Raw genomic sequence first — 14,078 nt, 5'->3', positions numbered from 1 at the left:
TTCAAGAAGGAGGAAACAAAATGGCTAATGAAATTGTAGCTCCATTACCTGGGATTTTTTATCGCCGTCCGGCACCTGATAAACCTGAATATGTTCTGGAAGGGGATGAGGTGAAACCAGGTGATGTCATCGGCTTAATAGAAATTATGAAAACCTTTTATGAGGTAAAAGCAGAAGAATCTGGTGTTGTTGACAAGTTTTTAGTAAACAATGAGGATACCGTTGAGGCAGGCCAACAGCTTTTAGCTTTGAAATAGGCGATATATTCATAGATACCAAATTTTATAATTTTATTGAGTGTTATTACGCCCGAAAAACGAAATAATAAAAACTTTTTACAAATTTTATAGTAAAAGTTTGACTGCTGCAAAATAAATGTATTAAATGCTTTTCCTAACAATCTCTTCAGAAGGGGGGAAGTTTGAAACCAATGAAAAAGGTTGATTTAAATTGTGATATGGGTGAAAGCTTTGGTCTTTATAAAATTGGTGAAGACGAAGAAATGATGAAGTATATCACTTCAGCAAATATTGCCTGTGGGTACCATGCTGGAGATCCTCATATAATGAGACAATCTGTTCTCCTTGCGCAAAAATACAAGGTTCAAATTGGAGCACATCCTGGGTTTCCTGATTTAATCGGATTTGGGCGCCGCTATTTAAGCTGCACACCCGCAGAAGTAAAGGATTATGTAATCTATCAAATGGGCGCTTTAAACGGGTTTGTAACTACTTACGGACTACAACTTCAACATTGTAAGCCCCATGGTGCTCTATACATGATGGCTATGGGTGATGAAAAGCTGGCCAGATCTATATTAGAGGGAATCGCAGCCTTTTCCGACAAATTAATTGTATTTGCTTTCAATAATTCGGCAGTAGCACATGTCGGTGAAAAAATGGGAATTCCAATAGCTAAAGAGGTTTACGCTGACCGTGAACATACGAAAGATGGTTCGATCATTCTTACAAGAACAGGCCCTTCGATTCAAAACTATGAACAGATGGCTAATCGTGTTGTTAAAATGGCCCTAGAAAATAAAGTTTTAACTCCTGATGGAGAAGAAGTGGTAGTCGAAGCACAAACGGTTTGCGTTCATGGAGATACACCAGGAGCAACTGAGCTTATAAAACAAATACGAATAGCATTAGAAGCAGCCAAGATACAAGTTGAACCTATCAAAAATTTCATCTTGTGACATTGAAACATAAAAGTTTAAAAGACATTTTTTCATATTTTTTTAATACAACAGTATTATTCAGAATATTCGTATAATATACATTAATAAACTTCATCCTATTAGCTTAAGCAGCTGAAGGAAGTGGAGAATGAAAGCTTAACAGATAACTCAAGACTGATAAGTTTCCACTTTCAGCCTTAGCCGGCTGGATCAAACGGATCGAGAAACCAGTCAAACTCACAGTTTGTGTGTTTGGGCTGGTTTTTGATATTTATCGCCTTAAATATCCAAATGACCTTTTTGTAGGAAAAAGGCATTTAATTCAAGAAACTGAGGAGGGCTTTACATTGAAGCAAATTAGACTTGCCATTGATGTAGGTGGAACATTTACTGATGTATTTGTATTTGACGAAAAAACAAAAAAAATTTTCGTAACGAAAACTGCCTCTACTCCTGCAAACCCAGAACAAGGAATACTCGATGGAATTGAAAAAGCACAAATAAACGGTGAGGATATTAAAGTGTTCTCGCATGGAACTACTGTAGGTACAAATGCACTTATTGAAAGGAAGCTACCCAAAACAGCATTAATTACAACGAAGGGATTTCGTGATGTTCCAGAAATTCGTCGAGGAACAAAATTAGATCTATGGGATGCCTACAAGGATACTGCCAAGCCGTATATTAAAAGGCGTGACCGTTTTGAAATTACAGAACGAGTTGATTATAACGGGAATGTTTTAACAGAGGTTGATGAAAATGAAGTCCGCGAGCTTGCGCAAAAATTAAAAAAACGTGCTACTGAATCAATTGCCGTTTGTTTTATTAACGCTTATGCGAACGGTACCAATGAAAAAATTGTAAAAGATATTTTACAAGAAGAGCTGCCTGGCGTTTATATTTGTACGTCTAGCGAGGTGCTACCAGAAATTTTTGAACATGAAAGGATGAGTACAACGATTGTAAATGCTGTTCTCGGTCCGATCATGAGTAACTATATTAGCACGCTAGAAGGAGAAATGGAGCAAAAAGGCTATAATGACGAAATTCTGGTTCTTCATTCCGGTGGCGGAGTAATGACATCTAGTACTGTGCCTCGTTATGCTGCGAGAGTTGCAAGCTCCGGTATTGCAGCAGGTGCGATAGCGAGCAAGCATATCGCAAAGCTTTGTGGCTATAATAACGCGATTGGTCTAGATATGGGTGGTACGAGTACAGATATTTCTCTCATGTACGAAGGCGATATACGAATTACGAAGGATTGGTATATCGAATATGGCTATCCAATCGGATTCCCAAGCATTGAAATAGTAACAATTGGTGCTGGTGGCGGAAGTATTGCGTGGAAGGACGAAGGCGATTCCTTGCGAAACGGACCACAAAGCGCCGGGGCAGTGCCTGGCCCTGCTTGTTACAATCTGGGCGGTGTTGAGCCGACCAACTCAGACGCTAATTTAGTGCTTGGTCGTCTTGGTGTCAATTTATTAGATGGCAGTATGCATTTAGATAAAGAGAAAGCCATAGAAGCAATTAATAAAATTGCCATAGAGTTTAATTATTCAACAGTCGAGGCAGCAAATGCAATTATCGAGGTTGCTAATGCCAACATGTGTGACGCATTACGACTTATTTCAGTTAGACGTGGTTATGATCCACGCGAATTTGCTCTTGTGGCCTTTGGTGGAGCTGGTCCTTTACACGGTGCTTACTTAGCCAAAGAAATGGAAATTCCAACTGTCATCGTTCCACCACATCCAGGTGTAGCAGCAGCAATGGGATGTCTGCTTGTCGATGTACGTCATGATCTCTCAAAAACATTTGTGAAAAAGTTTAGCGATGTAACCCTTGAGCAATTAGATGATGAATTTTCCGCAATGGAATTAGAAGCAATGGAGCTTCTAGACGAGGAAGGTGTCACTAAAGATAATTCCACGCTAATGCGTTATATCGATATGAGATATAGCGGGCAATGGCGCTCATTAGCGATACCAATGAGTAAGTCGCTGGAAGACACGATTGAAGCGTTCCATCAAGAGCATGAACGGGAGTTTGCATTTTCTGATCGAAATCAAGCAGTTGAAATATATGGCTTACAGCTAACAGCTATAGGAACAGCTCCAAAACCTGAATTTCAAAAGCATGAAGCAGTAGGAAGTCTAGAAGATGCGCTGAAAGAAGTGAGAGAAGTGTACTTTGACACAGGCTTCATTCCTACGAATGTATATGATCGCGAAAAAATTCCAGTTACATCAAGAGTCCTCGGTCCGGCAATTGTTGAACAGCTGGATGCAACAACAGTTATTCCACCAGGTTTCACGGCTGTTGTTGATGAATATCGTAATTTAATTATTACTTCAAACAAATAAGGAGAGGTGAAAAAACATGAATAACCCAAACTCTGAAAAACAGGAGTTAACTAATCGGTTAGATCCAGTTACGTTCGAAGTTTTAAAAAATGGCTTCGTCAACCTTGTTGATCAAATGGCTGAACAAATACTGCGAACGTGCTATTCATTTGTCATATACTGTCGTGATTTTAGTTGTGCTTTATGTGATGCAGAAGGAAATACGGTTATGCAAGGTACTCAGGACATATCCGTTCACGTTGGAACATTGCATTTAACAGCAAAAGCAGTTTTAGAGGATTTTAAAGACGATATCCAACCTGGCGATGTGTTTCTAGTCAATGATCCGTACCGCGGTGGAACTCATTTTAATGATACTCGCGTAGTTTTACCAGTATTTTACGAAGGAAAGTTAATTGCCCTAATGCAGACGAATGGTCATTGGGCCGATATGGGGGGATCCACCCCGGGTTCATTCGATATTACCGCAAAAGACCACTATGGAGAGGGTGTCAGAATCCCACCGGTTCGGATTTATAGTAAGGGCACTTATTTGAAAGACGTTGTCAACGTGTTGGCTGCTAATATGCGCGTGCCGGAAGAACGGATAGGAGATTTACGTGCACAAGTAGAAGCTGCCAAAGTAGGGCAAACCCAGCTCCTTGATATCGTTGATAAATACGGGATCGAAACGACAATGATTGCGTTTGAAGAAGTACAGAACTATGTAGAACGTTTGGCAAAGGTAAAAATTGCATCGTTACCAAAAGGGACATGGGAAACTGTCGATTACATTGATATGGACCCAGAGATTGGCGATGGCCTTATTCCTATTCGTGTAAAAATGACGATTACGGACGATCAGATTCTTTATGATTTAACCGGATCACATGAATATATTAATTGCTTTTTGAACGCGGGGTTTGGGGCATCGTTATCTGCTGCCTATGCAGGTACAAAAACGTTTTTCCCAGAAATACCATTAAATTCAGGGTTTTACCGCGTAGTAAAAGTAAAGCTACCTGAGAACTCTGTTGTAAATGCGCCAGCACCAATTGCAGTTACCGGTTTTTGCTCTGGTGCTTATGAAAAAATTATGAATGCTTGCTTCGAGCTTTGGTCTACTATTATGCCAGAACGTGCAATTGCTTGTTCCTTTAACCTTGAGTATTTGTTAATTGGAGGGCACGATCAGCGCAATGAACAAAGCAGTTACTTCATGTGGTATGACTGGATGGCGGGCGGACATGGCGGACGTTCCGATCGGGATGGAGCTAATGCGACTTCACCAGTGTTTGGGGTTGGTTTAAGTGTTCAACCTTGTGAAGGACAGGAACGTTTATCACCAGTTATTACAACAAACCATGAGATCATTACCGATTCAGGTGGTCCAGGGAAATATCGTGGTGGCTGCGGAGTTCAAAAAGGTGGCTACTTGACACAAATTAACAATTCGGTTATGTCCTATTGCTGTGATCGTTCCCGTTCGGTCACATGGGGAATTTTCGGTGGGTTACCGTCTTCACCTCACGGTGCATGGCTAAATCCCGGAAAGGATGAAGAGCGGTATTTAGGAGCAATTTTTTCAAATGTAAAGGTTAAAAGCGGTGATTCATTTACTAGACCATCTGCAGGTGGTGGTGGTTTAGGTGACCCACTTGAGCGCGACCTTGAAGCAGTTCTTGAAGATGTTATTGATGAGTATGTATCGATCGAGCGAGCAAGGAAGGATTATGGCGTAGTCATTCGCGAACTTGACCGTGATCTCGACCTTTTTGAGATTGATTATGAAGCAACAAAAATTGAAAGAGAGAAGATTCGAAATGAGCGAAAGCAGTGGATTGAAGTAGACCCATTAGTTGTTGCGGAAAAGTACGAAAACGGGGAAATTGATAAGTTAGATGTCATCCGTAGATATGGTGTCATTATGGATTATGGCACAAATAAAGCGTTACTAAAATCTACCGAACAATATCGGGAAGCAATGCAAAAACGTTCTTTAGCGTACTGGAGTTCATAAAGATTCAAGAGGAGAATATTCTCTATCGTACTGGAGCTAATAGAGATATTGGTGAGTTGGAATAAGACTTGAAATAGTAAGTGAGGAAACGCTCTTTAGTTTATCGGAGCTAAAGCAATGGAAATTCAAAGAATATTAAATAATAACTGCTGAGCTTCATATAGGAATACCGGAGTCTGACTTTATTGAAAAGGTTTCGTTAGTATGGGAGCTTCTCCGTCAGACTCTGTTTAAATAAACTGCATGAAATTTTACAGAAGAAAAGGAGATGAGAGTATGGCAGAGATTAGCAATCCAATGGCTGATATTGATAGTAAAGAGGTCAAGAAGGACGATTTTTCGTTAGAAAAAGTTCCTTTAGAGGGGCGTACACTTGGCTGGATGAGTATTACCAATGTTACTCTTGGTGTTGCCACAGCGATGCTATTCATGCAAATGGGGAGCTTAATGGCTATTAGCTTCGGTTCAGTGAATGCCTTATTGGCAGAGATTTATGCAACGGTGGTAGCAGGGGCACTAGGTATTGGGATCTGTTATTTTGCTGCAAAGTCGGGCTTAAATGTAAACCTATTAGCTCGAGGTGGTGGTTTTGGGTATATCGGGGCATCAATTACATCTTTAATATATGCGTTAAATTTTATAATGTATTGTGCTATTGAAGGCTCAATTATGGCCTTTGCAGTCCATGAATATCTCCCGATGATTCCAGTATGGGTGTTAATGATTGTGTTTGGGTTAGCTGTTATTCCATTAAACTGGTTTGGTATTAAACAGTTAGATAAGCTACAAAAGTGGTCTGTTCCTATCTTTATTATATTGTTAGTACTCGGATTTATTTTAGCCTTAAATATTGCGCCTAAAATTCCTGGAAATCCTTGGATTTATTTACCTGAAGGGGCTGCTGTTGGTGGAGTAGGGCTACTGGCTTGTATAGGAATTATGAATGGTTTAGTCGGAATCATGGCTTTATTAGTATCGGATTACGCTCGATTTATTAAAAAAGAGGAATTTAAAGTTGGCGTGTTTGCAGTTGGATTTATTCCACAGCTCGTTTGTTTCTTCATCATGGGGGTTATCGGCATTTGGTTTGGAGTACGGATGGGCGAAGAAAACCCTGGAATTTATTTTGTGCAAATACTCGGTGTTGGTGGAGCGTTATTTACGATTTTAACACAATTAAGGATCAATATTACCAACTTATATAGCGGTTCGCTATCACTTGCTAGCTTTTTCGAAAATGTCTTTAAATTTAAACCAGGGAGAACGTTTTGGGTCGTATTTGTATCTGTTGCAGCCATTGTGTTAATGCTCGGTGGGGTTTTAGATCATTTAGGTAGCTTACTAACGTTCCAAGGTGTATTCCTTTTGGCTTGGGGGGCGGTCTTAGTTAGTGATGCTGTCATAGTAAAAAAGGTTCTTAAAATCGGTCCAAATTACTTTGAACATCGACAAGAATATTTGTATGGTTGGAACCCTGTAGGCGTTGTTTCATTAATTGTTGCCAGCGTGATCGGTTCGTTTGCAGCCTTCGGACATTTAGGCGTATTTTTACAAAATGTCGCTGCCTTCTTTGCCGCGATTATAGCATTTGTCCTCACTATCATTATTGCAATCGCTTCGAAAGGTAAATATTATAGTAAAAATGCAGCGGATGATATCCCAGCACATGAACATTTATAACAATTCAATTCAAATTCTATTCTCGTTTTTACTACTTCCCGCAAAAGTTTTTTCTCCATTTTTTAAACAATGTAAAAAATTTGGTTACTGTTTGTTTCTCTTTATAGTTGTTCATACTAGTATTGGTGATGAAGATGCCATGTCAATCAAGTGAAGAACTGAAAGCGTTAGTTGAAGATGCGCGGATCATAACAAGTTCAGGTCTTTGCAATGGATGGAGTTGAACCATCAAATGGCAAGCAAATTATTCCTGTTGATATAGCGCGGATTTGTAAAACATTTATGGTGACGTGTGGGATGTATAATGCATCCTGCGAATTTGCGATAAAAATTGGCATTCCGGCCAAGAGTGGTGTATCAGGCGGAATCCTCGGTGCCGTTCCAGGACGATTTGGAATTGGCATCTTCGGACCTGCGCTAGACGAGAAAGGAAATAGTATAGCTAGGATTAAATTGCTCAAGTTGTTATCCAAAACTTATAAATTAAGCATGTTTTAGACCTCTAGTTGTTCTAGGGGTCTTTTCTTTATTGGAATTATACAATAAAATCAAGGATGTGAGTGGGTACAGTGATCGGTTAAGAGGAAATTAGCCGCATCAATCAATCAATATATAAATATGATTTAACGAAAAACATATTACAGTATTTTCCAGAATACGGCGGTCGGACAATGAATTACGCAATAAAGAACAATAAAGTGGAATTTATAATTTACAACAGGAGATTTTCCTATAGATAATTGATGAAATTACTTTGCTAAATGAAGGTGTAACGAAAATGAATGTAATTTTAATTGCAATTGGCGGTTTTTTGGGTGCAATTTCTAGATTTGCCGTTGGAGAATGGCTCCAAACGAACGATGCCTTTCCGCTAGAAACATTTGTGGTGAATATAATAGGATGTTTTATTCTTGGGTGGTTTCTAGCATTTGCCAAACGGGAAGATATGAACAATTTTGCAACTCTTTTTATCGGAACTGGTTTTCTCGGTTCCTTTACAACATTTTCAACCTTCTCAGTAGAAGCTATTCGTTTAGTAATAAATAAGCAATTATTGATCGCTTTCCTATATAGCTTTACATCGATAACAGTCGGAATTGGCTTTGCTTATTTGGGCTACCGTTTAGGCAAGACCAATGTAGCGAAAGGAGCAGCCTAATGAATTATATACTAATAGGATTAGGTGGAGCTGCAGGGGCTTTATGTCGGTATCATTTAGGGTTATTTATATCTAAAAGGTCAAGCGTAATTTATCCGTTTGGAACGTTTTTTATCAATAGTAGTGGCTCGTTTCTGCTCGGCTTGCTTGTGAATTTTCAACTAAGAGGTTTAATCAATGATTGGGCAATATTTATTTTTGGCATTGGCTTCTGCGGTGCTTATACAACGTTTTCAACCTTTGGAAATGAAACAGTTCAACTCTTAGTTGGGAACAAAGTGAAAACTGCAATTTTTTACATAGTCACAACTACCATAATTTCATTTACATCAGCATGGATAGGTTTAGTGGTGTAGCAAATAATTAGCAGATTTGGGAAGGAAGGACAGAGTAATTTTATGATACTTTAAAGAAAAAAACAGTAGAAATAAAGAAAAAATTTTTTTGTTCTAAATACCCTCGTGGGTAATATACTGTATTATAAGTTCAAAAATGGAGGTTAGGAATGAGTACAATCAAAGCAAATGTAATTCTTGATGCAAAGGGGCTAGCTTGCCCAATGCCAATTGTCAAAACAAGAAAAGCGATGAACGATTTGGATGGTGGTCTCGTTTTAGAAATACAGGCAACTGATAAAGGATCTAAAACTGATATTAAAGCATGGGCAGAAAGTACGGGACATCAATATTTAGGAACGCTCGAAGATGGTGATGTGTTGAAACACTTTATCAGAAAATCTGCAAATGATGATCATATTGAAAAAACACATCCTAATGTCGTGAACAATCAAGAACTAGAGGCAAAATTAAATGATGAAAATATTATGGTAGTCGATGTTAGAGAATATGCTGAATATGGTTTTAATCACATACCAAATTCATTATCAATTCCTTTAGGAGAATTAGAGATTCGCATGTCTGAGTTGGATAAAAATAAGGAAATCTATGTGATTTGTCGGACTGGTAACCGCAGTGATCTTGCAGCTCGAAAATTAGCAGAAAACGGCTTTCAAAACGTCTATAATGTGATTCCAGGAATGACTGAATGGACAGGTAAAACAACTAGTTTAAATTTCTAGCGTTAAACAATGAATCTGCAAAATGATCAGATTCATAAATAAAACATATAAATATTATGAGGAGGAACAAATAATGAGCAAAAAAGTCGCAATTATTGCAAGTAATGGTGGGGTATTTGATGCTTACAAGGTGTTTAATATTGCTACAGCTGCTGCAGCAACAGATTTTGAAGTTGCAATATTCTTTACATTTGAAGGTTTAAATTTAATTCATAAAGAAGCAAATGGGCAGCTATCAATGCCTGCAGGAAAGGAACATATTGCAGCAGGGTTCGTAAATGCTAATATTCCATCAATTCCGGAATTAGTAGGGATGGCACAGGAGATGGATGTAAAATTTATTGGTTGTCAAATGACAATGGATGTAATGGGACTAGGAAATGATGCGTTTGTGGATGGGGTTGAAGTTGGTGGAGCGGTTACATTTCTAGAGTTTGCAAAGGATGCAGATATCACGCTTACTTTTTAAACCAATTCATATATAGAGACGTTTAACAACTAATTTACCAAAAGTCTGCAAGTGGAACCAACTATTTTTGCGATTTTTTTTAGCTAAAAATATACCTAAGGGGGTAATATAGACATGGCTGTAACAGTTATGACGGCTAAAGAAATAACCAATATGGCTTTAAATAAGGAAAACTTGTTTATTTTGGATGTTCGAAATGAAAGTGATTTTAACGATTGGAAAATTGAAGGGGAAAATTTTACGTATTTTAACAAGCCGTACTTTGAATTACTTGATGGAATAGCTCCAATTAAAGATCAGCTTCCAGTGGATAAGGAAGTGTTAGTTGTTTGTGCAAAGGAAGGCTCGTCGCAAATGGTAGCAGAGTTTCTAGATGAAGCAGGAATAAGTTCATCCTACCTTGAAGGTGGAATGAAGTCTTGGAGCGAATTTCTGCATAAAACAAAGGTTTATGAGGATCAGGATATTTCTGTTTTTCAATTTGTACGAGTAGGGAAAGGTTGCCTTTCTTATATGGTTGTTTCTAAAGGGGAAGCACTTATAGTTGATCCATCGAGATTTATCGATGAATATGAGGTTGCTGCACAAGAAGAAGGGGCAAAAATTACTCATATTGTCGATTCACATCTTCATGCTGATCATATTTCCGGCGGCAATGCGTTAGCAAAAAAGGTTGGAGCAGCTTATTATTTGATGAGGAGCGAAGGGGCAACTTTTGATTTTTTACCATTAGAAGAGCACGAAAATATTGAATTTAACAACATTTCAGTTGAAGTTTTAGCAGTAAAAACACCGGGTCACACACCTGGAAGTGTTTCGTTCTTCGTTAATAAAAAAATATTATTTTCTGGAGATACGATTTTTGTAAGTGGATTAGGTCGTCCAGATTTAGGCAACAAAGTTCGTGAGTGGGCAAAGGATTTATATAATACCGTCTATTCAAAGGTTGCCGAAATTGCCGATGATGTCATTGTGCTTCCAGCACACTATGCTAGTCTTGATGAGGAAATTAACGATACAGGCTATATAGGTGCTACACTCGGTTGTATTAGATTGCGAAACGAAAAAATATTTAATACAACTGAACAGGACTTTTTGGAGCAAGTTGAAAAATCTGCAAGCTCTGTCAAACCACCAAATTTTGAGGATATTATCGCCATTAACAAAGGCATTGAAGTAGCAAACAGTGATAGAATGCAAGAGTTAGAGATTGGTCCAAATCGTTGTGCTGTTCATCATGCTGACTAGTGATCACTAATTTTAGTAATCATTCATGAATGATAATTTTTTAAATAGTCGATTAAAGATTTAAAGGATTGCTAAAAAATGAGAAAAAGGTATAAAGTTAACATGTACAAAACAAAAGGGACCTGTTTTTAGGCCCCTTTTTTCGAGAGAGTATGTCGAATAAAAAATTTATCGATACTCCATCAATGGCTCAAAATGTTGATATATCCACATTTATTTTATAGAGGGAGGTAAATTCATGGACCTCGGTTTTATTTTCACAATTTTTTTAATAGGTTTTATAGGTTCATATATTTCAGGAATGGTAGGAATAGGCGGCTCAATTGTGAAATATCCGATGTTATTATATATTCCACCGCTATTTGGCATCGCTGCGTTTAGTGCTCATGAAGTATCTGGAATAAGTGCCATACAAGTATTTTTCGCAACGATTAGTGGTGTTTGGGCGTATCGGAAAGACGGTTATTTAAATAAACCATTGATTACTTACATGGGAATTAGTATTTTAATGGGTAGCTTCATTGGTGGCTATGGTTCAAAGCTTATGTCAGAAGGTGGTATTAACATTATTTATGCCATTTTAGCTACGATTGCAGCGGTGATGATGTTTATTTCAAAAAAGGGCTTGGACGATATTCCCCTTGATGAAGTGAAATTTAATAAAGCGCTAGCTGCATCGCTTGCTTTTATTGTAGGGATTGGTGCAGGAATTGTTGGTGCTGCTGGTGCATTCTTACTTGTACCAATTATGCTTGTTGTTTTAAAAATACCAACAAGAATGACGATCGCATCTTCATTAGCGATTACATTTATTTCATCGATTGGCTCAACTGTTGGAAAAATAACAACAGGGCAAATCGATTATTTCCCAGCGTTTATCATGATTGTTGCTAGCTTAATCGCAGCACCGCTAGGAGCAATGTCAGGTAAAAAAATTAACACAAAAATTTTGCAGGTTCTTTTAGCATTGTTAATTTTTGCAACCGCTGTTAAAATTTGGTTTGATATATTGTAAATACTTCCTACTATCTGTTTTAAATGAACATTTTGCGGACACCAGATCCCTTATTTTTTCTAAATCTAGTAATTCTGTTATTATTGCGGACTCAAGATCCCTTATTTGATTAAAATTGGTCAAAAGTTGCTTCTATTCGATCAATTAGCGGAACGTATGTCCGTAAAAGGAAATGTAATAGCTTATTATCCAAAATAACGGAACGTATGTCCGTAAAAGCAAATGTAATAGCTTATTATCCAAAATAACAGAAGTATGTCCGTATAATTCAATATACTAGCTAATTTACCTGGTAAATGTTATTGCAAGATAGGGGGGCTTCCAATGGAAAAAGAATTGAATAATCAGAAAAATTGTGGAAATCAGAGCACTTGAGGTCTAAATCCAAATTCTAAAACCGAGCGGAAATCATATTTGCCACCGATATGACCTAGAGTTTTAGTCTGGCTCCTGGCAGGAGTCATTATGCTAATACAAAAATTATTTTAAAAGGGAAACTAAACTACGAATGATAAGGCAAAAGAGCCTTTTATAAAATTCATAAAATAACACATAAAACAAAAGGGCATTCATTCTCGAATGCCCTCGTTTAATTGCATAATAAATTCACTTGCCCAAGAGTTAGCTTTTACATAAAGATCAAAAAGCTCTGCATCCGATAGTTTATATGGATATCTCGCTAGCGCATTACTATATTTTTTAAATCGTTCGGCTACTACCATTAAATCTAATACGTGCTTCAAATGGTTTTCTTCGCCTAATAAGGCCGCTCTTATATCTTGCGTTATCGGTAAACCTTCAAGGATCGTTGCCATTGGTAAATGCAAAAATGAATCCATATACGATAACAAGCCAAGCAGAAAGTATTTCGATTTATATTGGTGATTGTCCTCGATTTCTCCTAATAATTCACCAAATTTCGCTCTGCTTAAACTTAATTGAATAAGCTCACTTAAAGTCGGATCAGGTTTTTCATTTTGCAACCCTCTAATCGCAAGAACATAGATCCATTTTTTTATTTCAATTAAACCTAACAGTACAATCGCTTGTTTAATTGAACTTATTTCATATTTTGGTCGAATAGCTGGAGAATTTATAAGTTTTAATAACTTATATGAGAGCGAAATATCCCTTTCGATGACAGTTGTAATATGGTCTAAATCAGGTTCAGGTGATTCAAGCTCCTCAAGCACACCGAAATATGATTGAAAATAGAAGGGGATATCATGACTTTGCAGGATTATCGGTTTACTAAAAAAATAACCTTGAAAATAGGCATAGTCATCTTCAATCGCTTTTTCATAGTCTTCTCTTGTTTCAATTTTTTCCCCTAAAAAGATCAAGTCATAAGCTTGCAAGTATTTTTTTAAGTCCAGACGTGCTCCCCTTGATGTTGCTAAAAAATCTATCTTAACAATATCGACGATTCTGAGTAGCTCCAACGTTAAATCATTTCCATGCATTAAAAAAAAGTCATCAAGAGCTATTTTATAGCCCAGTGCCTTTAATTCCTTACAAATTTCAATTAATTCCTTCGTGATTGGAACGTTTTCTAAGATTTCAATTACCAAATTTAGCGGACTAAAATATGTAGGAAGTTTTAACTTTAGTAAATTTTCAGTAAAATTGACAAAGCATGGTTTCCCATCAGAAAGATCTTTAATTCCTATATTTAAAAAACTATTTACAATGACCTCTGACGTAGCTTTATCACCATCAGTACCGTTATAAAAATTATCTTTGCTACTTCTGTACAGTAATTCATAGGCGATAATACTTTCCTTATTATCAAAAATCGGCTGTTTGGCAACATACACTTCCATTGATCAAGAATTCCCTTCTTCTGTCAATTTCATCATAATGTAAAGTATTTGCTGTAACGCT

General features: G+C 37.4%; 12 protein-coding genes and 1 pseudogene. 12 read left to right on the top strand and 1 reads right to left on the bottom strand.

Annotated features, from left to right (window positions below; translation table 11 throughout):
* Window positions 1-20: 20 nt before the first annotated feature.
* The 12 genes and pseudogenes from D612_RS0108755 (at window position 21) to D612_RS0108700 (ending at window position 12,194) form a co-directional block, all read left to right on the top strand.
* Complete coding sequence (locus D612_RS0108755) at window positions 21-257, top strand: acetyl-CoA carboxylase (RefSeq protein WP_017755082.1); 237 nt, start codon at window positions 21-23, stop codon at window positions 255-257.
* A 173-nt stretch (window positions 258-430) separates the two neighbouring features.
* Window positions 431-1,198 carry a LamB/YcsF family protein gene (locus D612_RS0108750; protein WP_026092449.1) on the top strand — a complete coding sequence of 256 codons (768 nt, stop codon included), beginning with the start codon at window positions 431-433 and terminating at the stop codon, window positions 1,196-1,198.
* Window positions 1,199-1,527: 329 nt separating this feature from the next.
* A complete protein-coding gene (locus D612_RS0108745) occupies window positions 1,528-3,546 on the top strand; it encodes a hydantoinase/oxoprolinase family protein (RefSeq protein ID WP_017755080.1) in 2,019 nt (672 codons plus the stop codon).
* 16 nt (window positions 3,547-3,562) lie between these two features.
* Complete coding sequence (locus D612_RS0108740) at window positions 3,563-5,545, top strand: hydantoinase B/oxoprolinase family protein (RefSeq protein WP_017755079.1); 1,983 nt, start codon at window positions 3,563-3,565, stop codon at window positions 5,543-5,545.
* Window positions 5,546-5,821: 276 nt separating this feature from the next.
* The gene (locus D612_RS0108735; protein WP_017755078.1) at window positions 5,822-7,225 is read left to right on the top strand and encodes a purine-cytosine permease family protein; all 1,404 of its coding nucleotides are present in this window, start codon (window positions 5,822-5,824) and stop codon (window positions 7,223-7,225) included.
* Window positions 7,226-7,426: 201 nt separating this feature from the next.
* Window positions 7,427-7,723, top strand: a pseudogene (locus D612_RS0108730) (glutaminase); the annotation flags it as partial.
* Between the two features lie 280 nt (window positions 7,724-8,003).
* The gene (gene crcB / locus D612_RS0108725) at window positions 8,004-8,384 is read left to right on the top strand and encodes a fluoride efflux transporter CrcB (protein ID WP_017755076.1); all 381 of its coding nucleotides are present in this window, start codon (window positions 8,004-8,006) and stop codon (window positions 8,382-8,384) included.
* Window positions 8,384-8,740: a fluoride efflux transporter CrcB gene (gene crcB / locus D612_RS0108720; protein ID WP_017755075.1), complete on the top strand. Its 357-nt coding sequence runs from the start codon at window positions 8,384-8,386 to the stop codon at window positions 8,738-8,740. Before crcB (D612_RS0108725) ends, crcB (D612_RS0108720) begins: the two co-directional genes overlap by 1 nt.
* A 149-nt stretch (window positions 8,741-8,889) precedes the next feature.
* Window positions 8,890-9,462 carry a sulfurtransferase TusA family protein gene (locus D612_RS0108715; protein ID WP_017755074.1) on the top strand — a complete coding sequence of 191 codons (573 nt, stop codon included), beginning with the start codon at window positions 8,890-8,892 and terminating at the stop codon, window positions 9,460-9,462.
* 73 nt (window positions 9,463-9,535) lie between these two features.
* Window positions 9,536-9,931 carry a DsrE/DsrF/DrsH-like family protein gene (locus D612_RS0108710; protein WP_017755073.1) on the top strand — a complete coding sequence of 132 codons (396 nt, stop codon included), beginning with the start codon at window positions 9,536-9,538 and terminating at the stop codon, window positions 9,929-9,931.
* 114 nt (window positions 9,932-10,045) lie between these two features.
* Window positions 10,046-11,179: an MBL fold metallo-hydrolase gene (locus tag D612_RS0108705; RefSeq protein ID WP_017755072.1), complete on the top strand. Its 1,134-nt coding sequence runs from the start codon at window positions 10,046-10,048 to the stop codon at window positions 11,177-11,179.
* Window positions 11,180-11,417: 238 nt separating this feature from the next.
* Window positions 11,418-12,194: a sulfite exporter TauE/SafE family protein gene (locus tag D612_RS0108700; RefSeq protein WP_017755071.1), complete on the top strand. Its 777-nt coding sequence runs from the start codon at window positions 11,418-11,420 to the stop codon at window positions 12,192-12,194.
* 569 nt (window positions 12,195-12,763) lie between these two features.
* On the opposite strand, the gene D612_RS0108695 is transcribed toward D612_RS0108700, so the two are convergent.
* Complete coding sequence (locus tag D612_RS0108695) at window positions 12,764-14,017, bottom strand: EAL and HDOD domain-containing protein (RefSeq protein ID WP_017755070.1); 1,254 nt, start codon at window positions 14,015-14,017, stop codon at window positions 12,764-12,766.
* Window positions 14,018-14,078: the final 61 nt, after the last annotated feature.

It is taken from the genome of Calidifontibacillus oryziterrae (assembly GCF_000331575.1).
In the GTDB taxonomy this organism is placed as follows: Bacteria; Bacillota; Bacilli; order Bacillales; family Bacillaceae_J; genus Calidifontibacillus_A; species Calidifontibacillus_A oryziterrae.
The sequence above is the reverse complement of the archived record's forward strand: the minus strand, read 5'-3'. Positions and strand labels throughout refer to the sequence as shown.

Coding starts and splice junctions, on each gene's coding strand:
- D612_RS0108755 (WP_017755082.1), top strand. CDS start 21: ATGGCTAATGAAATTGTAGCTCCATTACCTGGGATTTTTTATCGCCGT.
- D612_RS0108750 (WP_026092449.1), top strand. CDS start 431: ATGAAAAAGGTTGATTTAAATTGTGATATGGGTGAAAGCTTTGGTCTT.
- D612_RS0108740 (WP_017755079.1), top strand. CDS start 3,563: ATGAATAACCCAAACTCTGAAAAACAGGAGTTAACTAATCGGTTAGAT.
- D612_RS0108735 (WP_017755078.1), top strand. CDS start 5,822: ATGGCAGAGATTAGCAATCCAATGGCTGATATTGATAGTAAAGAGGTC.
- crcB (WP_017755076.1), top strand. CDS start 8,004: ATGAATGTAATTTTAATTGCAATTGGCGGTTTTTTGGGTGCAATTTCT.
- crcB (WP_017755075.1), top strand. CDS start 8,384: ATGAATTATATACTAATAGGATTAGGTGGAGCTGCAGGGGCTTTATGT.
- D612_RS0108715 (WP_017755074.1), top strand. CDS start 8,890: ATGAGTACAATCAAAGCAAATGTAATTCTTGATGCAAAGGGGCTAGCT.
- D612_RS0108710 (WP_017755073.1), top strand. CDS start 9,536: ATGAGCAAAAAAGTCGCAATTATTGCAAGTAATGGTGGGGTATTTGAT.
- D612_RS0108705 (WP_017755072.1), top strand. CDS start 10,046: ATGGCTGTAACAGTTATGACGGCTAAAGAAATAACCAATATGGCTTTA.
- D612_RS0108700 (WP_017755071.1), top strand. CDS start 11,418: ATGGACCTCGGTTTTATTTTCACAATTTTTTTAATAGGTTTTATAGGT.
- D612_RS0108695 (WP_017755070.1), bottom strand. CDS start 14,017: ATGGAAGTGTATGTTGCCAAACAGCCGATTTTTGATAATAAGGAAAGT.